25 protein-coding genes are annotated in these 25,166 nt (G+C 35.9%); 7 read left to right on the forward strand and 18 right to left on the reverse strand.

Annotated features, from left to right (window positions below; all coding sequences use genetic code 11):
• Positions 1–1,231: 1,231 nt before the first annotated feature.
• Positions 1,232–1,462 carry a hypothetical protein gene (locus LIV57_RS03490; protein WP_202842742.1) on the forward strand — a complete coding sequence of 77 codons (231 nt, stop codon included), beginning with the start codon at positions 1,232–1,234 and terminating at the stop codon, positions 1,460–1,462.
• 175 nt (positions 1,463–1,637) lie between these two features.
• On the opposite strand, the gene LIV57_RS03495 is transcribed toward LIV57_RS03490, so the two are convergent.
• A complete protein-coding gene (locus LIV57_RS03495) occupies positions 1,638–1,856 on the reverse strand; it encodes a hypothetical protein (RefSeq protein WP_227941434.1) in 219 nt (72 codons plus the stop codon).
• Between the two features lie 406 nt (positions 1,857–2,262).
• On the opposite strand from LIV57_RS03495, the gene LIV57_RS03500 reads away from it, so the two are divergent.
• Positions 2,263–4,011, forward strand: a complete 1,749-nt coding sequence (locus LIV57_RS03500) for a beta strand repeat-containing protein (protein ID WP_227941435.1) — start codon at positions 2,263–2,265, stop codon at positions 4,009–4,011.
• 273 nt (positions 4,012–4,284) lie between these two features.
• On the opposite strand, the gene LIV57_RS03505 is transcribed toward LIV57_RS03500, so the two are convergent.
• The 4 genes from LIV57_RS03505 to LIV57_RS03520 form a co-directional block, all read right to left on the reverse strand.
• Positions 4,285–4,860 carry a hypothetical protein gene (locus LIV57_RS03505; protein WP_227941436.1) on the reverse strand — a complete coding sequence of 192 codons (576 nt, stop codon included), beginning with the start codon at positions 4,858–4,860 and terminating at the stop codon, positions 4,285–4,287.
• Positions 4,861–5,028: 168 nt separating this feature from the next.
• Positions 5,029–6,066: a peptidylprolyl isomerase gene (locus tag LIV57_RS03510; RefSeq protein WP_227941776.1), complete on the reverse strand. Its 1,038-nt coding sequence runs from the start codon at positions 6,064–6,066 to the stop codon at positions 5,029–5,031.
• Between the two features lie 82 nt (positions 6,067–6,148).
• Positions 6,149–6,661, reverse strand: a complete 513-nt coding sequence (locus LIV57_RS03515) for an FKBP-type peptidyl-prolyl cis-trans isomerase (RefSeq protein WP_227941437.1) — start codon at positions 6,659–6,661, stop codon at positions 6,149–6,151.
• Between the two features lie 172 nt (positions 6,662–6,833).
• Positions 6,834–7,904: a branched-chain amino acid aminotransferase gene (locus LIV57_RS03520; protein WP_202842759.1), complete on the reverse strand. Its 1,071-nt coding sequence runs from the start codon at positions 7,902–7,904 to the stop codon at positions 6,834–6,836.
• A gap of 85 nt (positions 7,905–7,989) precedes the next feature.
• On the opposite strand from LIV57_RS03520, the gene mnmD reads away from it, so the two are divergent.
• Together mnmD and LIV57_RS03530 are read left to right on the forward strand one after the other, a co-directional pair.
• The gene (mnmD, locus tag LIV57_RS03525) at positions 7,990–8,664 is read left to right on the forward strand and encodes a tRNA (5-methylaminomethyl-2-thiouridine)(34)-methyltransferase MnmD (RefSeq protein ID WP_062670352.1); all 675 of its coding nucleotides are present in this window, start codon (positions 7,990–7,992) and stop codon (positions 8,662–8,664) included.
• 201 nt (positions 8,665–8,865) lie between these two features.
• Positions 8,866–9,282 carry an NUDIX domain-containing protein gene (locus LIV57_RS03530; protein ID WP_110011642.1) on the forward strand — a complete coding sequence of 139 codons (417 nt, stop codon included), beginning with the start codon at positions 8,866–8,868 and terminating at the stop codon, positions 9,280–9,282.
• Positions 9,283–9,303: 21 nt separating this feature from the next.
• On the opposite strand, the gene LIV57_RS03535 is transcribed toward LIV57_RS03530, so the two are convergent.
• The gene (locus LIV57_RS03535) at positions 9,304–10,008 is read right to left on the reverse strand and encodes a DUF4294 domain-containing protein (RefSeq protein WP_227941438.1); all 705 of its coding nucleotides are present in this window, start codon (positions 10,006–10,008) and stop codon (positions 9,304–9,306) included.
• Positions 10,009–10,059: 51 nt separating this feature from the next.
• On the opposite strand from LIV57_RS03535, the gene LIV57_RS03540 reads away from it, so the two are divergent.
• Positions 10,060–11,133, forward strand: coding sequence for a M42 family peptidase (locus LIV57_RS03540; RefSeq protein WP_227941439.1), 1,074 nt, complete (start codon positions 10,060–10,062; stop codon positions 11,131–11,133).
• Positions 11,134–11,464: 331 nt separating this feature from the next.
• Positions 11,465–12,115 (forward strand): ribulose-phosphate 3-epimerase, encoded by a 651-nt coding sequence (gene rpe / locus LIV57_RS03545; RefSeq protein WP_034698534.1) that lies wholly within the window; start codon positions 11,465–11,467, stop codon positions 12,113–12,115.
• Positions 12,116–12,320: 205 nt separating this feature from the next.
• Here rpe and LIV57_RS03550 read toward each other — a convergent pair whose 3' ends face one another.
• From LIV57_RS03550 to LIV57_RS03560, 3 genes are read right to left on the reverse strand one after another with little or no spacing between them, the layout of a single operon-like run.
• Positions 12,321–12,806, reverse strand: coding sequence for a DUF1772 domain-containing protein (locus LIV57_RS03550; protein ID WP_227941440.1), 486 nt, complete (start codon positions 12,804–12,806; stop codon positions 12,321–12,323).
• A gap of 38 nt (positions 12,807–12,844) precedes the next feature.
• Entirely contained in the window at positions 12,845–13,942 is a 1,098-nt protein-coding gene (locus LIV57_RS03555; RefSeq protein ID WP_227941441.1) for a DUF692 family multinuclear iron-containing protein, read from the reverse strand.
• A 3-nt stretch (positions 13,943–13,945) separates the two neighbouring features.
• Positions 13,946–14,167 carry a hypothetical protein gene (locus tag LIV57_RS03560; RefSeq protein ID WP_110011638.1) on the reverse strand — a complete coding sequence of 74 codons (222 nt, stop codon included), beginning with the start codon at positions 14,165–14,167 and terminating at the stop codon, positions 13,946–13,948.
• Between the two features lie 153 nt (positions 14,168–14,320).
• On the opposite strand from LIV57_RS03560, the gene LIV57_RS03565 reads away from it, so the two are divergent.
• On the forward strand, positions 14,321–16,168 hold the full coding sequence (locus LIV57_RS03565; protein WP_227941442.1) for an alpha-L-fucosidase: 1,848 nt from the start codon (positions 14,321–14,323) through the stop codon (positions 16,166–16,168).
• 65 nt (positions 16,169–16,233) lie between these two features.
• On the opposite strand, the gene LIV57_RS03570 is transcribed toward LIV57_RS03565, so the two are convergent.
• The 9 genes from LIV57_RS03570 to LIV57_RS03610 form a co-directional block, all read right to left on the reverse strand.
• Positions 16,234–16,650, reverse strand: a complete 417-nt coding sequence (locus LIV57_RS03570; RefSeq protein WP_034722935.1) for a nucleoside-diphosphate kinase — start codon at positions 16,648–16,650, stop codon at positions 16,234–16,236.
• Between the two features lie 618 nt (positions 16,651–17,268).
• Positions 17,269–18,195 carry a ribosome small subunit-dependent GTPase A gene (gene rsgA / locus LIV57_RS03575; protein WP_062670366.1) on the reverse strand — a complete coding sequence of 309 codons (927 nt, stop codon included), beginning with the start codon at positions 18,193–18,195 and terminating at the stop codon, positions 17,269–17,271.
• A gap of 161 nt (positions 18,196–18,356) precedes the next feature.
• Complete coding sequence (locus LIV57_RS03580) at positions 18,357–19,436, reverse strand: chorismate mutase (RefSeq protein WP_047431451.1); 1,080 nt, start codon at positions 19,434–19,436, stop codon at positions 18,357–18,359.
• A 400-nt stretch (positions 19,437–19,836) separates the two neighbouring features.
• Positions 19,837–20,412 (reverse strand): hypothetical protein, encoded by a 576-nt coding sequence (locus tag LIV57_RS03585; RefSeq protein ID WP_227941443.1) that lies wholly within the window; start codon positions 20,410–20,412, stop codon positions 19,837–19,839.
• Positions 20,413–20,450: 38 nt separating this feature from the next.
• On the reverse strand, positions 20,451–21,536 hold the full coding sequence (gene dnaX / locus LIV57_RS03590) for a DNA polymerase III subunit gamma/tau (protein ID WP_202842770.1): 1,086 nt from the start codon (positions 21,534–21,536) through the stop codon (positions 20,451–20,453).
• Between the two features lie 97 nt (positions 21,537–21,633).
• Positions 21,634–22,266 carry a TetR/AcrR family transcriptional regulator gene (locus tag LIV57_RS03595; RefSeq protein WP_047375406.1) on the reverse strand — a complete coding sequence of 211 codons (633 nt, stop codon included), beginning with the start codon at positions 22,264–22,266 and terminating at the stop codon, positions 21,634–21,636.
• Positions 22,267–22,271: 5 nt separating this feature from the next.
• On the reverse strand, positions 22,272–23,528 hold the full coding sequence (locus LIV57_RS03600) for an aminotransferase class I/II-fold pyridoxal phosphate-dependent enzyme (RefSeq protein WP_110011634.1): 1,257 nt from the start codon (positions 23,526–23,528) through the stop codon (positions 22,272–22,274).
• Positions 23,529–23,962: 434 nt separating this feature from the next.
• Complete coding sequence (locus LIV57_RS03605) at positions 23,963–24,319, reverse strand: helix-turn-helix domain-containing protein (protein WP_227941444.1); 357 nt, start codon at positions 24,317–24,319, stop codon at positions 23,963–23,965.
• Between the two features lie 91 nt (positions 24,320–24,410).
• Positions 24,411–25,148, reverse strand: coding sequence for a response regulator transcription factor (locus tag LIV57_RS03610; RefSeq protein WP_227941445.1), 738 nt, complete (start codon positions 25,146–25,148; stop codon positions 24,411–24,413).
• Positions 25,149–25,166 lie beyond the last annotated feature (18 nt).

The following is a 25,166-nucleotide window of genomic DNA, read 5'->3' on the forward strand; positions in this document are numbered from 1 at the left end:
TCTAAAGGCGGTTTTTTTATTTTAATAGTAATGCATAATAAATTTCACAGTATTCCATTAGTGAAATTTGTGAAAAATATTGGTGGTGTTTGTGATTCTTACAATTAAACACAAATGACACGAATGATTTCACAAATAACACAAATTCAAAAGGAATGGGGCTTAACCTAAACTTAAGATTTTTATAACCACTGATTTCACAGATTGACACGGATGATTGCGTGTAATTTATTTGTGTTATTTGTGAAGGAATATTTGTGTTACTTGTGGTTCTTACAATTAAACACAAATGACACGAATGATTTCACGAATAACACGAATTCACTAATATCAATAGGAATGGGCAGCAATCCAGAGCGTGGACGAAGGAAGCCTGTTTTATATTTTATGGATATCTTTAAAACGGCTTTAGATCCCACTGATTCCACAGATTGACACGGATCTTACCTATATTTATCTGTGTTATTTGTGAAAGAATATTTGTGTTACTTGTGGTTTTTAAAATTAAACACAAATGTCACAAATGTTTTCACGAATAACACGAATTGAATAGTTGATATTATGGGATGCGAATGATCTTAGCCAAATTTTTTTTAACTGTCTGTTGTATTTGTGAAATTTGTGCAGGAACATTTGAGTTATTAGTGGTTTATTTTAAATACATAAAAATACTTCTCGTCCGTAATATTTTCTTTGCTCATTATCATTAGCTTTAAAAAACAGAAAATTTTTCTATGTTTAAGGAAATAACAGAAGAAAAAACGCTTCACCACTGCTTTCATCAATCCCGTGAAACAAAGTGTTAATCGAACAAACAGAATTTTGGCATGATATTGGCATATAAATTCTTGAGAAAAAATTAAAAAAACACTAAGGATGAGAAAAAAGGTTTTCTGTGGATTTTCAGTTTTTCCACTGATTCAAGTTCATATCTAGTATATGAATCCTTTTTTTTCTACGATGCCGTAAAAGATACGGGCTCGTGATTAATTAACCCCCGTTAGTTTTTCACAGCAGTTTTGCACCCGTATCTGACTGGTATCACAATAACCAGGAATCATTGATTGATTCAAAAAAAACAAAAATATCCCGGACTTTCAGCCCGGTATTGGGATATAAATAAATGGCAAAGTCATCGTGAACCTTAGCCCAGTAAAGGAATATCTTCTTTTTACCGTGATGAGTGCGCCTTTATGCTATAAATTAATGTATAACCCTTAAAATGTTAGTAATGATGAGAGCCTTTTTTGAAATGATTTTTAAGAGAAATGAAGATGCTGCAAAATTGCATATATGGAGCCTATTGATGGTGTTAAGTTTTGCTGCATTTTCAGTGTTGGTATACGCCTTAAAACCTAGCTTTAACAGCTTAATTATATACCTGACGGCATTTGCCGCTTATATCGGGTTTGGCCTTGTATTCATCAGTTCCCTGGCCGGAACGCGTATGAAGAAAAGATAATAGAACATATAACTTTTCAATTTATTTTACTGAGAAAACCGCCCTGTTTGGGGGCGGTTTTTGTTTATAATCCTACTCTATTAATATTAATAATTTTATTCAGTAGTAGCCACAAAAAAAGCCACCCCATCCGGAGCAGCTTCCGATAACAAAGTTATCTTAACATCGTAAAAACTTATTCTTTAAACAGATCCTTCGTCATTTCTTCAAGGATCTTCTTTGTTTCTTCTTCAATCATTTTCCCTGACTTTTCAACCAGTTCTTCTTTGAAAGGTTCACAGCAGGCTTTTATTCCAAAACCTTCATCTGTTTTTACAAATTCCGGATGCCTACTGTGTTCTTTGCATACTTCAGATTCTATTTTCTTTATCTGGTCGTAATTCAGGTCAAACATATTTTTTTATTTTGTTCTTTTAAGTGCTTGATAAAGATAGAAGTAATAAATTCATACCGAAATCCGTATTTCTACGGTATTTTCAGGAAACAAAAAACCGTCTTTTTCGGGACGGTATTATTTTAATACCTGAAATGAAATTTGGATTTTATTCACAGAACATGAAATCACTTTCAATTTTCGAAAAAAAATAACACCTTCAACTCATGCACTAAAATGCATTTCAACATTAACATCGAGTAAAAAACAGCAAATTAACCAACATAACCCCTTCTTAAATAGTACACAAATGAATGGTGTACATTTGATGTATGCGTGTTTTCTATAAAAACAAGAAAATTTAAGCAAATTTGCCGACTAAAAAAAAGAACACCCATACCGGGTAAATAATAAACTTAAAACACAAATGATGATTTCTAAAAAACTATTAGTCGGTTTACTATTTGTGAACCTGTCACTCTATGCTCAGAAAGGCAATGTAGGTATTAATACACCCAACCCAGGAACAACACTGGATATTAATGGAGCTATTACCACCCGTGAAACAACCTTACCCGTGAGTGGTAATACAGCCACCATCCCAAGCAATGTGAGCCAGGTACAACTTACGGGATCAGCTACTGCAACAATAACTATTACAGCGCCGGCAGCACCTAATCCGGGTCAGCGTCTGATTGTATATAATAATACAACAGGTGGATTTGATGCTATATTGAATGGAACGACTGTTAGTAATAATAAAATAAAAGAATTTGTTTTCACTAATTCATCATGGAGAGCTACAGCAGGTAGCGAAAACACAACTTCTCCATCTAATATTTATACAACAGACGGTAGTCTTACAGGAAACAGAACTGTAACACAGGGTTCAAATACTCTAGCATTCACAGGTAACAGGGTCAATGCTTTTTCTATAGATGGAAATACTGTTTCTGTAGACGCAGCCAATCACCTTCTTGGTGTAGGAACAACCAATCCTGACACCAGATTAACCGTACAAACACCAGATAATAGTTTTGGGATCAACCACAGTAATGGGGCTATCAATCTGAAAACCTACATTGGAGGAGGTGCTGCTTTTGTAGGAACAACAACTGCCAATGACCTTAACCTGACCACTAACAACACATCAAAAGTAACAGTAACTTCAAACGGAAATGTAGGTATAGCAACAAATAAACCGGACACAAAACTGACTGTACAAACACCAGATAATAGTTTCGGGATCAACCACAGTAATGGAAGCATTAATCTAAAAACCTACATTGGAGGAGGTGCTGCCTATGTAGGAACCACAACTGCCAATGACCTTAACCTGACCACTAACAATACGTCAAAAGTAACAGTAACTTCAAACGGAAATGTAGGTATAGCAACAAACATACCGGATACCAAACTGACCGTACAAACACCAGATAATAGTTTCGGGATCAACCACAGTAATGGAACCATCAATCTGAAAACCTACATTGGAGGAGGAGCTGCCTATGTAGGAACGACAACCGCCAATAATCTTAATCTGACAACCAACAACACGCCTAAAGTAACAATAACTTCAAACGGAAATGTAGGTCTTAATCACAGTAACCCTGATCGCACATTGGACGTGAATGGGAATGTAAGAATCCGCAAAATAGATTTTGTCAATACGGCTCTTAATTCAGGAATTGTACTTTCTGATGGCGGAGGTGCTATCACACAAATCAATTCCACGAATTTTATCAATTCACTAAAGATTCCCAATAATATTTTTAATGCAGAACAGAGATCATCCATCTCCACTTACCTGGCAGGAAATGGGGCAATGAATAATGTAAAATTTGGATTGATCAACATTAACGCTTCAGGAACCGGTACCTGGAATGCATCAAACAACACATATACTGTGGCAAAAACAGGTGTATACCAGATTGTAGCAGGTGTAAAGCTTGAAAATGTAGATCCAAATGCTGCGGTCAGTTTATATATTAACGCAGGCCAAGATAACTGGGCATTTTCCGGCACCAAACTAACAGGAAATAAAAGGTCTTTTGGGGGAACCTTTGTAAAATTACTGAATGCGGGAGAAGTAATAAGCTGTGTAACAAGTTCAGGAGGACCAACCAGCTATACTCAGGGTGTTTCTTTTTTACACATTATTTATACATCGCTATAGAGCCTGTGATCAAACAAATTATAATAAATTAGTTGTACACTTTATTATAACACATGAGTCGTTTTAAAATAAGCCGACATAAATAGCCAGACAATAAAAAATCCGGAGAAGTATCGAGTTTCTTCGGATTTTTTATGCACTTTATCTGGTCGTAAGCCAGGTTAAATATATTCTTTTATTTTGCTCTTTTATTAATTATAAGACAGAAGTGATAAAGCCTTACTGAAATCTTTGTTTCTATGTTTTTTAATATAAAAGTTAATGCTTACCACTTTAAAACCTATCCAGAATTTTCTTCGGCAAGATCTTCACCAGTTCTTTTTTATATTCTTTTTCAAGAATAACAAATTTCCATGTCTTTTTATCTTTTGAAACCGCACAGGCTTTCATAACGGCGTTGATGAGATATGAGCCTTCGCTGGCGACATATTTCACATTATTTGCACCGTATTTGGCTGTCAAAGCACCGCTCATTCTCTTTTTCATATCATCGTTTAATGAACTGACATTGCATTTCAGCTTCAGAAAATAAGGGGTAACAGAAAAATACTCACCGGTTATGAGCTCAGGTTTTTCAATATTTCCGAACTTCAGATCCTGTACTTCAATTTTCATGAATGGATTATTGTAAGTCATATTCAAAATCTGTGTCATCTGCTCTTTTGAAACTATGGTAAAGAATTTTGGGTATATACCGTTTACTGCCTGATTCATTTGTTTAGCTTGAATACTGTTGACAAAATAGGTAAGTGATTTCTTTATCGCTGCATCGTCAGGATTTGCTTTAGTCTGGGAAAAAGCCATCAACGACAGCATAATGAACAGAAACAGAAGTGATTTGGTTTTCATTTTCTTTATTATTGTTACAGTTTAAAATAATTCGTATCAGAAAAACAGTGAGCCTTTCCGGATATAAAATGGGTCGTACCATTTACACAGATCGTTACAGAATATTTCTGAGAGCAGAATAAAAAAAGCCATCCTTACGGACGGCTTTGATACTATTGTGAAATTCAATTATTTTACTTTTACAAGCTCAACATCGAAAACCAACCATGAGTTTGGCGGGATCACTCCTCCTGCTCCTCTTTCTCCGTAAGCCATTGCAGGCGGGATCAATAATGTAGCAGTTTCACCTTCTTTCAATAACAGGATACCTTCATCCCATCCTTTGATTACTCTTCCCATTCCGATTGGAATTTCGATAGGTTCGTTTCTCTTGAATGAAGAATCGAATTCAGTTCCGTCTACCAGTTTACCTGCATAGTGAACAGATACGTTGTCACCAGCCTTTGGAGCTTTTCCGTCAGCTGTTTTTGTAATTTTATAGTAAAGACCTGATTCAGTTTTTTGCATACCAGCTTTTAGGTTTTCAACCAATTTCTCCTGGTTAGCTTTGAATTCTTCTTCTCTTTTTTTCTTTTCAGCTTCTTCTTTAGCGATGAAAGCTTTATTGTTTTCTGCGATTTTAGCCTTTCCTTCATTGAAAGTTTTAGCCGCATCGTAGTGCTTGTATTCGTCACCTTTGCTGAAAACAGAAACTTTTTCTAAAACGATATCCGTTTTAGGTTTGTCCTGAGCTCCTTTTTCAACGTTAGCAATCGCATCAATTACCTCATTTCCTTTTACCACTTTTCCGAAGATCGTGTGTCTTCCGTCTAACCAAGGTGTAGCAACTTCAGTGATGAAGAACTGAGAACCGTTGGTGTTAGGCCCAGAGTTAGCCATAGAAAGAATCCCTTTTCCTGTATGTTTAAGATCGTTCTTTTCATCCTCGAATTTATATCCGGGATCTCCCATTCCTGTTCCCTGAGGATCACCTCCCTGGATCATGAAATCTTTGATTACTCTGTGGAAAATAGTTCCGTCATAGTAAGGAACTCCTTTAGCCTTAGCTTTGTTATCGATTTTCCCTTCTGCAAGACCGATAAAGTTGGCTACAGTTACTGGTGCTTTCTTGTCCTCAAACTTCACAATCATGTTACCTTTTGTAGTTTGAAGATTGGCATAAAGTCCGTCATTAAGACCTTCGTAAGTTTCTTTGTCTACGTTCATTTTTTTATAAATTGGGGTACAACTCATCAGCGAAATACTTGCCGCTGCCAGAATTATATTCTTGTTAAACAATTTCATGTATTTATAAAGCTTTTAATTTTATGATTAATGGAATGTCGTTGTCTATTTTCTTTTCGTCTCCGTAAGTTCCGTAGGCCAAAGAAGACGGTACCAAAAGTGTTACTTCCTCTCCATCATGTATAAAACGCAAAGCGTTCTCCACTGCTCTCAGTTCATCAAAGTGTCCGAATCTGGCATCTCTTCTTTCAAAAGGTTGATCATAGATTTTAGTCTGGTCAAAATCATACAGATCATAAGAATAGGAAATGGTTGTTTCATCTTTCCTTCTTTCTCTCTGATCATAGCCTTCCACGGTTACCCAATAATTAAGCTGCGTAGGATAGTATTTTACAGACTGGCCACTGATCCAGTCCTGAATCTGGCCACGTTCTATACCATTTAAATTTTTCATCCTGTTTTTAGAAACATCCAGATCTTTCTGGCTCAAAACCCCGCCTACAGGGGGATGCACCGTCTGTGTATTTCTGTTGCAGCTCAACAGGCTTATGGCTGATATGAAGAGTATTTTTTTCATAAACTTTTGCGAAAATACACATTTCGCGAATCAATTACAAAACTTGACACAGAAATATGTGAATGTTGTAACGCATTGATCCCAGCCAAAAAGTCTTCGTGCATTTTACTTGAATACACAGGTACGAAAAAGCCGGGAAAAACCCGGCTTTCATATCGTTATATCAATAGTATTATACTGTTTCCAATACGTGACCTACCATCACTCTCCATCCGAACGGATCTTCAGACAAATTGGTTTGTAAGTCTACCAGATCTTTCTTAAGGATAGCCGCATAGCTTTCTTCATCAGATAATCTCGGAAGCGCAAGTTTTTCTCCCTGATATCCTAAAGCCTGGAATTGAGTGGTTACTACTGCTGTACCTACTCCCCATACTTCTTTAAGTTCACCGTTCTTTAAAGCTTCAATTACAGTTTTTACCGCAATCGGTTCAATTTTCACTTCGATACCTCTTTTCTTCGCTAACTGAATGAAGCTGTCTCTCGTTACTCCGTCAAGGATTTTCTCAGATGTTGGCGGCGTATAGATCGTATCGTTGATTCTGACAAATACGTTCATTGTACCACTCTCTTCGAAATATTCGTGTGTAGCATCATCCGTCCAGATGATTTGCTCATACCCTTCTTCAATGGCCAATTGTGTCGGATAGAAAGAAGCCGCATAGTTACCTGCAGCCTTTGCAGAACCTACCCCTCCGTTTGCCGCTCTTGAATAGTGATCAGAGATCTTTACAGATACCGGTTCTGAATAATAACTCTGTGCCGGTGTTGCAACGATGGCAAACATATATTTATTAGCAACTCTTGCTTTCAAAGCTTCCTCTGTAGCAAAAATCAAAGGTCTGATATAAAGCGACATTCCTTCCCCCTGTGGAATCCACTCTCTGTCAATATCTACCAAAGCTTTCAATCCGTCTAAAAACATTTCTTCAGTCACTTCCGGCATAGCAAGACGTTTCGCTGACTTGTTGATACGTTCAAAATTCTTTTCAGGCCTGAAAAGGAAAACCTGCCCGTCTTTGTCTTTATAGGCTTTCATACCTTCAAAACAAGCTTGTCCGTAGTTTACTCCCATCATGGCAGGCGTAAATGGAATCGGACCGTAAGGAACTAATTTTACATCACCCCATTTTCCGTTTTCATACTCACAAATGATCATATGATCGATGAAAGTACTACCAAATGAAAAATTGTTAGGGTCAAATGTAGAAATTCTGGAGTTTTCAGTTTTTTGAATTATCATTTTTTAAAATTTTTACGATGTTCTACAAATTTAACATAATTTTCTAAATATAAAAATTTTAGAGTAAATTTGACAAAAAATTAGCTTGAAAAGAGAAATTAAGACCACGAACGACGGAAGTAAAACATTGTTTATCAATGATTTAAATGAAAACTACCATTCTCATCACGGAGCCTTACAGGAAGCCGAACACGTGTTTATCAAAAATGGACTAAATTTAATAAATGATTGCGAAATTAATATTTTAGAACTCGGTTTTGGAACAGGTTTGAATGTTTTGGTAACAATTAATGAATATTTAAAAACTGACAAAAATCATGTCATCAATTATTTTTCGCTCGAAAAATACCCCATAAATGAATCCGAAGTTAAGGATTTGGCTTACTTTGAACTTTTTGATAACCCAGAGTTTAAAAATATTTATCAGAAAATTCATCTGGCAGATTGGGAAAAGTCAGTAGAAATTATTAGTGGATTCAATTTAAAAAAGATAGAATGTGATTTTTTCGACCTGAAAGACATTGATCTGCCTAAAATTAATCTTGTTTACTTTGACTGTTTTGGAGCCAGAGTACAGCCAGACCTTTGGGAAAAGCCATTGTTTGAACTCGTAGCTGACAAAATGGCCATTAACGGATTATTAACCACCTACTCTTCTAAAGGCAGCGTAAGAAGAATTCTTCAGGAACTGAATTTCAAGGTGGAGAAAAAACAAGGACCTCCGGGAAAAAGAGAGATGATAAATGCAATTAAGTTGTAGAAGGAAGCTGGATGTTTACAGCCGGGTGCTTAATTAATTTTGATTTTTTTATTTTAAAAATAATAATCAATATATAAGATACGTTGATTCAATATTATTAGAAACAGATAGTATTAAACTTCCAGCTTCACGCTTCCAACTTCCGGCTTTTTCCAACAAAATTCCTTACATTAGCTATACAAAATATTATACATTATATATATGATAGACAAGATCAACATTAGAGTGTATGCCTGTGCGGTAAAAGATAAACAAGTTTTAACCTTATTTGAAGAATATGCCGGCGAACCTTTAATGAAATTTCCGGGCGGCGGATTGGAATACGGTGAAGGAGTTCTTGAATGTCTGCACCGTGAGTTTGATGAAGAACTGAATGTAAAAATCAATGTGCTGGAACATTTCTATACTCAGGAAAATTTTCTGGTCTCCCGTTTCAGAGAAAACGAACAGCTTCTTACCATATATTATATAGTAGATATCGTTAACGAGGAAGACTTTATTATTCTGGATCCCTGTATCGAAAAAACAGAATGGATTGATATCGACAGACCGGACAATCCTTTTCCTCTTCCCATAGATAAAATTGTATTTGATAAATTAAAAGAAAAATTCCTGTAAGAATGCTTACAGGAATTTATATTATTTCTTTACTTTAAAATCATTAGCTCCGGGATAAGGCTGCAGGTAACCTGAGTTCCAGTTGGACTGCAGTAATGACTCTATGAATTCATCACTTCTGTTGGTGTGCGGATCATAGCGTTCTTTCAAATCAATATCAGCCATTTTGCCTTTTACATTCCACCAGAAGGCACTCCATCCGCCTCTTAATTCTTTGATAATCTCAAATACATTTTTTCCGGTTGCCCTGTTCATCAGCTTTGCAAAAACCTGTCCTTCGGTAGTCGTAAGATCTCTCAATTGCTTTTCATATTGGTCAGCTAGTATATTCTGTCTTTCTCTTACAAACTTCCTTTTGGCTTTGCTGTCCAGATCAGTCATATCTTTCTGGATATCCCTGTACTGCTGCAATGCGGTCACAAATAACGGATACACCCTGTACAGCTTTTTATTCAGAAAATAATAGTAATTCTTATCCAGCTGATTATTAAATCTCGGTTTATTCACTAAAACCAACTCATCCAATACAACTACAGGCTCTCCATTGATTTCATACACCTTAATCTTCTGCTGTTCGTCATAATAATATTTATTACCAAATTCATCCACTTTCAGAGATTCAGGCGGGTACTGATTGAGTGGTTTTGCCACTATCCCATCCTTCTGACCGAAAACACTTACTCCAAAAAAGAGAATAAAAAGGCAGATAATCTTACTAAAATTCATTATTTTTACACTTATAAGAACAAAAATTGAACGCAAAAATCATTCCTTTTTATGAAATTTGAAAAGAAATCTTTGAAATTTTTAGAAAAATATTTAAACACTTCATCACCAACCGGTTACGAACATAAAGGACAGGAAGTCTGGATGGACTACATCAGACCTTACGTAGATAAAATTGAAGTAGATCATTATGGAACCTGCTACGGAATCATCAATCCGGAAGCTGAATTTAAAGTAGTAATTGAAGCTCATGCTGATGAAATTTCATGGTATGTCAATTATATTACAGATGATGGACTGATTTACGTTATCCGAAACGGAGGTTCTGATCAGACGGTTGCTCCTTCAAAAGTTGTGCATATCCATGGTGAAAACGGTATTGTAAAAGGAGTATTCGGATGGCCGGCTATTCATACAAGAACCAATCAGAACGAGCCTACGCCTAAAATTGAAAATATCTTCATCGACTGTGGTGCGACTTCTAAAAAAGAAGTGGAAGAAATGGGAATTTTTGTAGGTTGTATGATCACCTACCCGGATGAATTCTTTGAAATGAACGACAGATATTTTGTCTGCAGAGCTCTGGACAACAGAATCGGCGGTTTCATGATTGCTGAAGTGGCCAGGCTGCTAAAAGAAAATAAAAAATCTATACCGTTCGGGCTTTATATTACCAATTCTGTACAGGAAGAAGTAGGTTTATACGGAGCAGACATGATTGCTGACACCATCAAACCTAATATTGCTATCGTTACTGACGTTACCCATGATACTACCACTCCAATGATTGAAAAGAAAAAAGAAGGAGATCAGAAATGTGGTGCCGGGCCGGTAGTATTCTTCGCACCAAGTGTTCACCACACCATCAGAGAATTAATTATTGACACCGCAAAGACCAAGAAAATACCATTCCAGAGAGCTGCAGCCAGCAGAGCAACCGGAACTGACACAGATGCCTTCGCCCACTCTAACGGCGGCGTACCAAGTGCTTTAATTTCCTTACCTTTGCGTTATATGCATACTACGGTAGAAATGGTATCTAAGGAAGATGTAGGTAATGTCATCAAACTTATCTATGAAACAGTTCTTAAGATCAAGCCGGAAATGAAACTGAAGTATCATTAATTAAAATGAAGGTTATTTCTGATTTAATAAAAAGACCAACCTTTATCTCTATTGTATTTATTACACTTGTAGGGCTAGGAATTCCTTTAATTGTCTATCAATTATTTACACCCGATCCCAGTGGAAGCCTAGGAATTACAATAGAAATAATTTTCTTTTTATTACTGTTTGGACTGCTTGTAATCGACAGATTTCTACTCATAAATATTAACAATAAAAAGTTATCTGTCATAGAAGTGATTTTAATAACAGGATATCTAGCCAATTATTACTTCACCCATGACCATTCATTTTCAATAGGATAATAAAAGTAAAAGTATAAAAAGTAAAAATGAAAACGAAGCTTATTGCTCCATCCCTTTTATCAGCAGACTTTGGGAATCTGCAAAGAGACATTGAAATGCTGAATAATTCTCAGGCCGACTGGTTCCACATTGATGTCATGGACGGAAGATTTGTTCCTAACATTTCTTTTGGTTTTCCGGTAATGAAAACCGTTCAGCAGCATGCTAAAAAATTTGTGGATGTTCACCTGATGATCGTGGAACCTGAAAAATATGTTGATGAATTCATCAATCATGGTGCTGATCTTGTTTCTGTTCATTATGAAGCATGTACCCACCTTCACAGAACCATTCACCATATTCAAAGCAAAGGAGCAAAAGCAGGTGTTGTTTTAAATCCTTCTACTCCGGTATTAATGCTTGAAGATATTATTGCAGATGTAGATCTTGTATTGCTGATGAGTGTAAATCCAGGATTTGGAGGACAGAAGTTCATCGAAAATACTTACAAAAAGATTGCTGAAACCAAGGATCTGATCTTAAGCAACAACTCTACAGCACTTATCGAGGTAGACGGAGGAGTAAATCTTGACAACGCTTCTAAATTATTTGAAGCCGGAGCTGATGTTCTTGTGGCAGGAAATGCTGTTTTCTCAGCGGAAAGTCCGGAAAGAACCATTGAACTTTTAAAGATATAAAAGGATCAAAATAATAAACAAAAGGCAGCCATTGGCTGCCTTTTCTCTTGTTTGGAAATTTAAGTCGTCTTGGTTATAATCTTTTTTTCAACTTATTTGAAAATGTTTAAAACTATCTTGCTAACAACACAAAGATCCGAATAAAACAAGACGTACACATCGGTAGAAATACGTAATTTAATAGTAGGTATTTTCACTTAATCCTTTATAATTCTTTATTCCAGACACAGGCACAGACTACAAAAAGGATGGTAATGACGGAAAAAACAGTTCTTATATTATTGAGAAAATTCCATCTGTTTTCAAAATTTTCCCGCATCTGTCTGATCGCTTCTGCTGTAGAACCGGAGATATCAAATTTATCCAAAGTATCATTCATCGGAACATTTCCGGCGACCGTTACCCCAAAAACTCCAATCAGATAAGCCAGTGTAGCAAGAAGAAGAAAAATAAAAACAGGCTGCTGTCCGCGGAGCAAAAATGTAGATAAGGGAAGAAGAATCACTGTTCCCATAAAACTCATAAAGAATACAGGGTTCAGGATTTCCCTGTTGATATTCTGCATAGCTTTCAGGTATTCTGTATCAGAAAGTTTTCCTAGGCCGAGAACAACTGAGCATGAATACGCATAGAAAAGTCCTCCTATCAAAGCAGTGAGGACAGCGGTAATGATCAATACTAATGTTGTCATTTTCATATAATTTGATTTTGGTTATCAGGATAGAATAGTTAATAAGGATTCCATTTTTTAATGATATTCTGTGCTGTAAGAATCATTTCAGCGTCCCAGTGTTGTGTTTTAAAATAATGAAAGTCCAGATCTTGAATAGCCTTCACATCTGAGTTATCATAAAGAAGCCTTGTGAGTTTCGACTGTTCTTCATACAAAAGCGGGTCTTCCAAAGGTTTTTCGGAAAGTTTCACTTCCTTTTTACACCAACGGTTTTTTTCTTTGAATTTCAGGTCTGAAGTTTCAATTATTGTTCTGACTTTATTAAAATCAGCCAGAAAATCATTTCTTTCTTCTTCGGTTTTCAAGGTATGCCCCAATCTTTCAATAATAATGTATTCCAGATTTGGACATTGTGTAAGAACCGAGGGTAAAACAGAGAGAATTTCTTCAGGAATAACATCATCATGAGTATCTCTCCTCACCTGCTTCTTTCCATACGCACTCTCCTGCCAGCTTCCGCCTGAAAGATGAATTTCTTTTATTTTATGGAGTGGATATAAGTTTATTATTTCCTGAAGACCTACTTCGAAATTACAGGACTGGCAGTAAATATTATGCAGATCGAGGATCAGAAAACCATTGGTATCTTCCGTGAGTTTGTCAAGAAAAACGCCTTGTTCTTTAACATCTTCAATAGAAAATGAAAATGCCAGATTTTCTATCCCTACAGGAATATTTACAGCATCCTGAAGTCTGTATAATCTGTCTTTTCCTATTTGTAAAATTTTGGAATGTAAAGATACCGGTAATGGTACTCCCTGATGAAAATTCTCAGTATTCATGAAACCAAAATGTTCCGTGATATGATTGTATTTCCGCAGGCTGACTTCTTCTTTCAATTTTTTCAGCCATTCTTCCTGCCTTGCTGTCCATCTTGCATCAAATAAAGAATAATATACTCCATGCCCTATTAAACGGTTATTTTCTGCATAAAAATTCAATAGATCCCGAAGCCAATCCGGCTCATTGGTGTGATAAAGGGTATCAAAAGACCATTCCATCACTTCGATGGAATTATTCTGCAACAATGGCAAAACAGCAGAAACAAAATCCGCTTCTGCCATCATTGATACTCCTAACATCGGCTTTCTCATCTTCTATCCCATTCCACAGGCCGGACAACCATATTCGCGGAGTACAAGGGTATCTTTTTTAACTACCGGCTTAGGGGTTCCCGGTTTTTTCTTTTCAACGGTATCCGCGGAAGTGGCTTTCTTTATTTTTTTGACAGGCTTTTTTGTTTTAGTTTCTGGTTTAGTGGTCTGTGCAGAAACACTTACCGCTAATAAACTCGCCATTAATATTGCTGGAATTTTCATAATTGCTTTTTCGGGTAAATTTTACAATAAACGTTCCATTTATAAAAATACAATAATAAGAAACGTTTTGACAACAATTATCATTAAATATCACAAACTATTCTACACTATAATGTTTTCTTTATCTATATTTAATGTTAAAATAAAACATATATGAAAAACAGTCTGATTAAAGCTGTTTTCCTTGGATTGATATTATCTGCACATAGTATCGACGCACAGGTTCAGACAGTTGACAACAGCAAAAAAATGGAATGGTTTAAAAATGCCAAACTGGGAATTTTTATTCATTGGGGAATCTATTCAGTTAATGGAATCTCGGAATCATGGTCATTCTTCAATAATTATATCAATCACGAAAACTATATGAAACAGCTGAATGGTTTTTCAGCTTCAAAATACCAGCCGGAACAATGGGTAGATCTGATAAAAGAATCCGGAGCAAAGTATGCTGTCATTACAACAAAACATCATGACGGAGTTTCATTGTGGAATTCAAAGGCAGAAAAAGCAACTACCATCCCTAAAAATTCTCTGGCCGGAAAAGATGTGTTAACTCCTTTTGTTTCCGCGCTGAAAAAGTCAGGATTAAAAACAGGACTTTATTTCTCTCTACCGGATTGGAGCCATCCGTATTATGATATCAATACCCGTACAAAAAAGCGTTACGAAATCAAAAGTGATCCGGCACGCTGGCAGAATTTTATCAGCTATTATCAGGGTCAGCTTAATGAACTTTCTACCCAATATTCACCTGACCTTCTCTGGTTTGATGGAGACTGGGAACATACTTCCGAAGAATGGAAAGCTTCTCAAACCCTGGATTTACTCAGGAAATACAAATCCAATATCATTATTAACTCAAGACTCAATAATCATGGTGATTACGATACACCCGAGCAGGGTATTCCGGTAGTTCCGCCCCAAAATCAATATTGGGAACTTTGTTATACCATGAATGATTCCTGGGGGTATCAGCCTTTTGACAAAAGTTATAAGACACCCAATATGATTGTAAGGACTTTGGCAGATGTGATCAGCATGGGAGGAAATCTCCTTCTTGATATGGGCCCGAAATCCGACGGTACCATTCCTGAAGAGCAAGTTGAGATCCTGAAAAACCTGGGGAGATGGACATCCAAAAATGAACATGCCATCTATGAAACAACACGTGGAATTTCTTTTGACAACTATAAAGGAAAATCAGCGTTTTCAACCTCGAAAAAATCTTTGTTTCTTTATCTTGAAGAAGCTAAAAAACTTACAAAAATCTATGGACTGGCTACAAAACCCCTTTCTGTAAAAATCATTGGAGATCCATCTGCTGTTGTTACGATGGATTATAATGCCGAGAAAACACTGAATTTGAATTTCTCCAAAGTAAAATTTGACAAAGATGTCACGGTGGCAGAACTTACTTTTGACACTCCTCCGGTATTTTTAAAAGATTTTAAGAAAAGTGAACTTTCTCTTTCCAAAATACTGAACAACAAAAATACTCAGGAAGCAGTCTATGATATGAGCAATGTATTGTATAACGGAAATAATCTACTTAACAATGAAGGCTTAACCTCCGATGGCCTTGATATGAAAATACAAAAAACACCTTCAACAAACCCGGAAACACTGCAATGGATAAGTAAGCATGCAGAAGCGTTTTTTGAGACCGGAAAAGGACTTCCGGCTGGTCACTACCCAGGAATGAGCGCTTTATCAAAAGACAAACAGACTCTATATCTTTTTGTGGAAGGAGTTCCTACGGGACCTATTGCTCTGAAAGGAATAAAAAATGACATTGCCAGAATAAGAATCGTAGGAGAAGGCAGTATGCTCAATCATACGATCTATAATAAGCTTTACTGGAGTGACCGTCCGGGAATTATTTATATTGATGTCCCTAAAGAAAGACTGGATAAACAACTGACGGTGATAGCAGTTTTGCTTAATAAACCTGTTGAGCTGTACAGAGAAAAAGTGGGAGCCATTGAAAATAATCTTTAAAAATCCTATAAAAAACAAAATCCGGAGAAAATTCTCCGGATTTTTTATTTTGTAAGATGATTTTCTTAGAAAATCTCTCTTCCTGAAAAATGGAATTGAGCTTCGATTAATGCATTCTCGTCAGAATCTGAACCGTGAACAGCATTTTCTCCGATGCTTCTTGCAAACATTTTTCTGATTGTACCTTCTGCAGCTTCTGCAGGGTTAGTAGAACCGATTAATGTTCTGAAGTCTTCAACTGCATTGTCTTTTTCTAAAACTGCTGCAACGATAGGACCAGAGCTCATGAATTCTACTAATTCTCCATAAAATGGTCTCTCAGCATGTACTTCATAGAATTTTTTTGCATCAGCAACTGTAAGCTGAGTTAATTTTAAAGCTTTGATCTTAAAACCTCCTTCAGCAATCTTACCCAATATAGCACCGATATGTCCGTCAGCAACTGCATCAGGCTTAATCATAGTGAATGTAATGTTAGACATAAATGTATATTTTTTTAATGGCGCAAAATTACAAAAAATATCTTTGATTTTTATTTTAATTTTTTTTTAACATAAAAATAACTTTTATTAAGAAATTGTAACACAAACTTTGGCACAGTAATTGTTTAATCTATTGCGATTCTCATGTTTAATTTGAGTTTTCATGGTTATTAGTTTTTACCCAGCTTCGGCTGGGTTTTTTATTTGCAAAAAACAAAGGCATTTTTTATTAATTATGTAATTTTTTAATTAATATTTAATCATATTTAACGATTTTGTTCTTTTAATTGCAATTTGTGAAATAATTTTATTTTTTGGAAATCCAATCTCATGGTGGTCAGAAATATGACAAAAGTGGAGTTATCTGCCAAAATTGTAAAGTTGAAAAGTAGAGTTATTTAAAAATGAATATTTTTTCATGTAAAAATCAAAAAAAATAAATTACAAAAAACAAAATGTCCAGAATACATTAAATTGATCTTAAAAAAAATAATAACAGTAAATAATATTCTTTAACACTTTCGACAAATAGTTTAAAACAGAAAAAAGAGACCATCCAATGATAGTCTCTATATTATTTCTAACAAAATTTGTCCTGTTACATAAAGATTGTATTGATTATTTCTGAGAAGCCTCTTCTGCCTCGTCCATCAGTTTAATGTAAGTAGCATAGCGCGAATGCTGAATTTCTCCTGTTTCAAGAGCATCGATAACAGCACATTTAGGTTCATTGATGTGAAGGCAGTTGTGAAATTTACATTCTTCTCTCTTTTTGAAAATTTCAGGAAAGTAATGCTGTACTTCTTCTTTTTCAATATCAATCATTGCAAATTCACGAACCCCGGGAGTATCGATAACGTTTCCTCCAAAATCCCAGAAATGCATCTGGGCAAAAGTTGTTGTATGCTTACCTTTCAGGTGGGTATCTGAAATTTCAGAAGTTTTTAAATTCAATCCTGGCTGCAAAGCATTCACTAAGGTAGATTTTCCACAACCTGAGTGGCCAAAGAAGACGGAAGTTTTATCTTTAAGAATTTCCTGAAGCTGGTCAAGATTTAATTTTGAATAGGAAGAAATTTCCAGGGTATCATATCCTATCTCCTGATATAGGAATTCAATATCTTTTACAATTTCAATTTCCTCTTCGTGTAAAACATCGATCTTATTAAAAAGAATCAGCGGGGTAATATTATAAGCTTCGCAGCATGCCAGGAACCTGTCCAGAAATCCTAATGACGTTTCAGGATGTTTCAGGGTAAAGATAAAGCATGCCAAATCAATATTGGAAGCTATAATATGAGCTTCTTTGGAAAGATTTACGGATTTTCTGATCAGATAATTAGAGCGGGGTTCAATTTTCGTGATCCAGGCAATGTCATCCTGTTCCAGTTGGAACTCAACAAAATCTCCTACAGCAAGTGGATTGGTAAGTCTGGTTTTTATTAATTTGAATTTCCCCCTGATTCTGGCCTCGAAAATTTTATTTGTTTCCAATTCCAAAACCTGGTACCAACTGCCTGTAGATTTAATGATTTTTCCTTTCATAGATAATGCTGATGCAAATATACGCAATTAGGGCTTAGCATTCAGAAAATAGGGTTAAAAACACATGTTTCAATTCTCCTAAATACTGATGGCCAAGCCCTGATTTATTTTTTTATTGAATATATAGTAAAAATTATACTACTCTTACTATTATCCGCAATTTATCTCTCGATCATAATATTATTCTGAACTTCAATAGATTCTTCGTGAATCGCTTTGAATACTTTTTCAATAAACTCCTGAGACATTCCTGTTTCTTTTGCCTTTTGGGTAGCGTATTCTGTAATTACTTTCCAACGTTCAGGCTGGAAGATCGCGATGTCATTTTCTTTTTTAAGCTTACCGATCTTTTCAGAAATTTTCATTCTTTGAGAAAGAAGTTCAATTAACTGGAAGTCAAGATCGGAGATTAAAGTTCTGTGTCTTCCCATTTCTCCTTCAAAACCGGCAAGATTAGAGCTTCTCACTTTCAGATTTCCGATAAGATCTGCAAGGACTTCAGGAGTGATCTGCTGGGAAGCATCGCTCCATGCTTCATCAGGATTACAGTGAGATTCAATGATTGCTCCCTGGTATCCTACGTTAAGTGCCTCCTGTGTAATATCTGCAAGACCTGTTCTGTTTCCGCAGATGTGAGAAGGGTCGATTAACATTGGAATATTTGGAAACTGGCTCTTGAAATCAAGGGCAATCTGCCAGTTTGGATTGTTTCTGTATTTTGTTTTCTGGTAGGTTGAAAATCCTCTGTGAATAACTCCCAGGTTTTTAATGTCCTGTCCTAAAAGTCTTTCCAAAGCTCCGATCCATAAAGCAAGATCCGGATTTACAGGATTTTTCACAAATACCGGTTTATCAGTTCCTCTTAAAGCCATTGCAATTTCCTGTACTGTAAATGGATTCACTGTAGAACGCGCTCCGATCCAAAGAACATCTACGTCTGCTTCTAAAGCTGCAAATACGTGGTGTGCATTGGCTACCTCAGTTGCTGTTTTAAAACCGTATTCTTCTTTTACTTTTTTCAGCCAGTTCAAACCGATCACTCCTACTCCTTCAAACCCGTTGGGTTTGGTACGGGGTTTCCAGATTCCGGCACGGAAAACGGATACATTGGCATTGGATTCCTTAATTCTCCTGGCCGTTTCAAGCATTTGAGCTTCACTTTCCGCACTACATGGTCCTGCAATCATTAGTGGCTGTGTAAGCCCATCGATCCACTCATTTTTTAAATCATTTAAATTCATTATTCTAAATTTTATTGTTTTTTTATATTATTTATTCATTGACAGCAATAGCCCTTTGGATTATAAAATTTAATTTATAATTCTTTTCAAAAAATGCCGTTCAAAATTGTTTAAAGGAATCAGGAAAATAATAGGGCTCTACTTCTCCTGTATTTTTTGGAAAGAAATTCAGTTAACAGTACCAATAAAATCGGTAATACGTTCTGAAATTTCTAAAATAAGAAGCAGAAAAACTAAAATAACCGCTAAAAAAGTAATTAGCGGGTGCAAAAAAAGACTGATATGTGTTAATCAATTTTTCCATTGTATTCTGGAAATGTCTTGTTTTAGCGTTTCTGTTTGTAATTTGTTTTTGTCAGAAACTTATTCCTGACAGAAATATTTGACAAATATATAAAAATTATGTCAAATCAAACTTCATTAAATCATCAAGATCTTTCAAAAGTGGATTTTTTTCTATAAACTTTTCAAATAATTTTCTCTTCGTCACCACCTCAATCTTTAGATTTTCAACGTCTCTGACGTATTCTACCTCAATAATATGATTCTGAATTTTTCTTTTAAAATGATTAAAAAATTCTCCACTTATTTTATCAAATTCCACTTTTGCAGAGTCTGACGGGAACAAAACTTTGATTTTATGCTCTTCAGCTTTTACCAGTTTAAAGGTTTTTACCGCATTAAATACAAAGTTATTTTTTACCTGAAGCTGTTTAAGCATAATTTTCCATTCCGTCTGCAGATCCGTATCTGTAAAATGGTTTTGAGGAAGATTTTCAGTTCTCACCACAACATCTTCTGCTGTTTCCACTTTATCTTCTTTATTCAAAAAGGAATTGATGCTGAAACCTGAGGATATTCCCGGTCTTGACAAAGGCTTGGTAGTTTTGGTCACAGAAACTTCCTGAACCATCTGAGTAGCAACAGACAGCTGTTCTGTTTTAATTTCTTTTTTCTCCGGAGTTTTTTCCGGCATTTTCACTTCCTGTTTCTCACTGAGAAACGGAGCCAGTATCAGGAATTTTTTTTTTTAGTATCGCCTAAATTAGCTGTCAGTGAAGCCAGCTGCATTAATGCAATTTCAACCGTAAGTCTAGGGTTTTTGGAATTCTTATAATTAATATCTGCATGGTTGCAGATTTCAATACCATCAATAAGCTGCTGGGCGGCCCATTTCTGTCCCTGCTCTACAAATCTGGCCTTGGTCTTCTCTCCTACTTCAATGAGTTCCATAGTGGAAGCATTCTGTGCCATCATCAGGTCTCTGAAATGATTTCCTAATCCGGCAATGAAAATATGAGGATCAAAACCTTTCTTTACAATCTCATTAAATGCGAAAAGCACTTCAGGAATTTTGTTTTCCCTGGCAAGATCCACGATATTCAGATATTGATCGTAATCCAGAATATTGAGTACTTCGGCGGCTTTTGCCAGTGTAATATTTTTCTGGGAGAAAGTAGAAAGTCTGTCGAAGATAGAAAGTGCATCTCTTAATGCACCGTCTGCCTTCTGAGCAATCAGGTACAGGGCATCATCTTCATACTGGATATTTTCTTTCTGGGCAATGTTTCTCAGATGGCTCTGTATGTCTTCGATGACGATTCTTTTGAAGTCATAGATCTGACAACGGGATAAAATTGTTGGAATAATTTTATGTTTCTCCGTGGTAGCCAAAATAAAAATAGCATGCGCAGGCGGCTCTTCCAGCGTTTTAAGGAATGCATTGAAAGCGGCAGAAGACAGCATATGAACCTCATCAATGATATATACTTTGTATTTACCCACCTGAGGTGCAAAGCGTACCTGATCTATAAGTTCTCTGATATCATCAACAGAGTTATTGGATGCAGCATCCAATTCATAGATATTGTAAGCAAAGCCATCTTCTGAAACCGAGCCATCTTTCTCATTGATCTTTCTTGCCAGAATTCTGGCACAAGTAGTTTTACCCACACCACGAGGACCGCAAAAAAGTAATGCCTGAGCTAATTGACTTTCTTCAATTGCATGTTCTAAAGTATCCGTAATATGGGATTGTCCTACAACCGTATCAAACTCCTGAGGACGATATTTTCTTGCAGATACTATAAAATTTTCCATTGGTCAAAAATAAGAAATATAGTTTTAATTTGAAAATTAAAAGTTTTCAAATATCAACAAAAACATATTTCTGTTCAAATCGGAAAACTTTTACCCTCTATTTCTTTTTGCTGTATGCAAAGTCAATCAACTCAACAATAGCGCCTTCAATCTCTTTTCGCCCTTCTTCAGTTTTCAGGTCAATACCGCAAAACTTATTGGCGTTGTACCCCGTATAAAGGTTAAGATAGTAAGCTCCGGAAACAATCAGAGCCATAATTGCTCTGTGTCTTGTTGCTACTCCTTCACCAAAGTAAGGATCTGAGATGTTTCCAAATAAAACTTCTCCAACTTCTTCACGTTGTTCAACTAATTTCTTAAGAATAGGCTTGCTTTCTGAAAGCTCCCAAAGGATAATCTTCTGAAGTTCTTTATTTTTCTTCAGGTTTTCGAACTGGTTCAAGACAACCATTTTGGTAAGCTCGTGTCCACCGTCCGAGAAATCCATATCAACATCCTGGTTGACCTGGCTCCAGTAATCCTGAGACTTGATATACTCATCGATCAGCTTATCAGTACTTCCAAAGTACTCATAGATCAATTTTTTATCAAATCCGGCTACGGCAGCTATTTTGCTTACTTTTAATCCGGAATATCCTTTTACTCTTAAAATTTTACCAACTGCAGCAAGCAGTTTCTGCTTTGTTTTTTCTTTGTCCCTAATGGGGCCCTGCACTACTTTTCTAGGCATAATTATTATTTTTTCGCAATATGCAATTTTTTATTAATATCATCAAACGCATTAAGCGTTTTATCGAGATGTTCTTTTTCGTGTCTTGCCGTCACACTCATCCTGATACGCGCATCTTTTCGGGGTACAGCCGGGTACAGAATCGGATTGGTATAGATTCCTTTTTCTATTAGTAGTTTTCCGGCTTCTCCTGTTACATAGGGGTCTCCGATTTTTACAGGGATAATTGCAGAGCAGGTAACACCTGTATCCAACCCTAAGTCGTCAAGCCCTTTTTTAAAATAATTGATGTTATCCCAGAGTTTTTGTCTCCAGATAGGTTCTTCGTCAATTAAATCAATGGCTTTAACTATTCCTGCTGATGATGGTGGAGCTGTCGCTGAGAAAATCTGCTGACGGGAATGGAATCTGATGAATGCCGCTATTTTTTTATCTGCAATGACATATCCTCCCAGATTTCCAAATGTTTTGCTGAATGTACCTGTAATAAGGTCTACTTTATCCAATAACCCGGCCTGTTCCAAAGTACCTCTTCCGGATTCTCCAAGGATACCGACACCATGTACGTCGTCTACCATCAGAAAGGCATTATACTTCTTCACAAGGTCATAGATCTCATTAATACGGGAGGTATCACCATCCTGGGAATACACTCCATCCACAATAACGAGTTTCGTACGGTACAGATTTTCAGATACCTTCAAAATGTGTTCCAAAGATTCCAAATTATTGTGCGGAAATGTTTTTTTATTGGTAAAAGCACATCCTTCGTGCACACTGGCATGTACAGCCATATCTAAAATAGCCAGGTCTTCTTTCTGCATCAGGCATTGTAAAGAAGCACTATTAGCTGTATAACCCGTAGTAAATACGACAGCTTCATCTTCTGTTCTTTTAAAAAAACCTGAGATTTTTTTTTCTAATGCATTGTGGTAATCAAAATATCCTCCGATAAGAGGAGTAGCTCCTGTTCCTGTACCATATTTTTCGATTCCTTCAATGGCAGCCTGTTTTACTTTTGGGTGCTGCGTAAATCCTAAATAATCACTTGATACAAAACTAACAAATTCTCTGTTGTGATCTGCAATATTAACATTCAGTACTGCATTGGTTCCTGAAGTATTCTTCAGTCTGTAGTTCATGTGGCCATTAGACTTTACAAAGTCTAAATATTCATAAAAAATTTCAGCCCTTTGAGCCATATCATTGTCTGGTATATTCTCAAAGTCTTTAATGGTTGCTGTTGTGAAATTGATGCTCATCCTTAATCTTGTTTGTTGTGTGTGGTTTAAAAAAAAACAAATATATAACTATTTGAAGGGCTTAAGCTCCCATATTAAGATTAAATATTATTAAAGACACAATAATTTATTCTTATCCCCTGGAAACCAAACTTAATACCATATACCGGTTTCTTTTTAACATTTATGTGTATTGAATTAATTAGTTTTTTCTTACCTAAATTTAATAAAAAAACTAAATAATAAAGAAATATTAATAGATAAATAATAAAAAATGACCGTTATTTTTTACAACCATCTCATTTATAAAAGATTATTTTCTATAAATTTTAACATTATAATTCACTAAATTGTCTTTTACAGCAGGAATTCATTAGGATTAAATCCCTACCCGGAGACGAAAAATGCCCTGAAACTCCTGTAACAGGAATTTTAAAGAATAAAAACAGTCAGTTTTAAACGGAATGGGAATCTCTGAATTTTCCGGGAGTAAAACCGGTCATTTTTTTAAAAAATTTTGAAAAATTGGAAGGGTCGTAAGTAAAAATACGGGCAATTTCTGCTACAGATTTATCCGTAACAATGAGCATCTTTTTGGCCTGTTCAATAATTTTTTCATCATAATAAAAACAGGGATGCTGTCCGGTTTCCTTTTTAATGGTATCAGTAAGATGTTTATGAGAGACAGCAAGTTCTCTGGCAATTTCATTCAGTTCCATAAATTCAGGTACAGTTCCGGAAATCACCTTCTGGATATGCTCATCTAAAAAGGTAAAATACTGACGGGTAATTTCTTCACTTCTTTTCATCATATGGGTCTTGCTAATCTGTATTCAAGTTATAAAATTAATCATAAGATACAAAATAACATGGTGAACTTTTCGGATATTCCAGGATGAATGTTTAATAAAAACTATCCTTAAAGGCTTGTGTAGAATTTTTTACTTTTAACTTTTCCAGTATATTCTGACGGTGTCTGTTTACGGTATTGATGCTTATAGAAAGAAGATCTGCAATTTCTTTGCTTGCATACCCTTCCCCTATAAATTTTAAAACTTCCAGTTCCCTTGGGCTTAAAATATTTCTATAATCAAGCTTATCTTTTACAACCACCTCCCCTTTTTCGGTATTCACAATCATAAAACCGGAAGCATTAGATGGAGTCAGAGCCATATTATAAAGGCAAAGAGCCAGCCTCAACCGTCCGTTATCAGGAGAATAAACATAAAACATGCGGTGTTTTACCCATCTGTAGTTCTCATTTTTATCCTTCATTCTTATTTTTGATACAACACTGTATGCTGCGCGCTGTTCCATCTGCATAGCATCCAGTAATTTAAAGAAACGGAGTTCATGAATGTACTTTTTCAGGCGGTCGTCGGGATGTATTTTTTTCAACATCTCTTCTTCCCAGATGGAGTTTATTTCTGTAGGATTTTCCTCCATCTTAAGTCCAAGTTCATATGCGGCCGCAGATTTATAAATAAAGCTTTTATTCTCCTGCATATCACTCAGTACACATATTGCACCTTCCATCTGAGAATATGCCAACGCCTGCTGTTTATAGACCCCGATGTCAAGCCTGCATTTTTTCGGGGTGTTGTCCAGTAATTGATCACTAAGCTGTTTACGGATTTCCATAATGGTTATTTATCAGTA

This window comes from Chryseobacterium sp. X308 (assembly GCF_020733145.1).
Lineage (GTDB): Bacteria > Bacteroidota > Bacteroidia > Flavobacteriales > Weeksellaceae > Chryseobacterium > Chryseobacterium cupriresistens.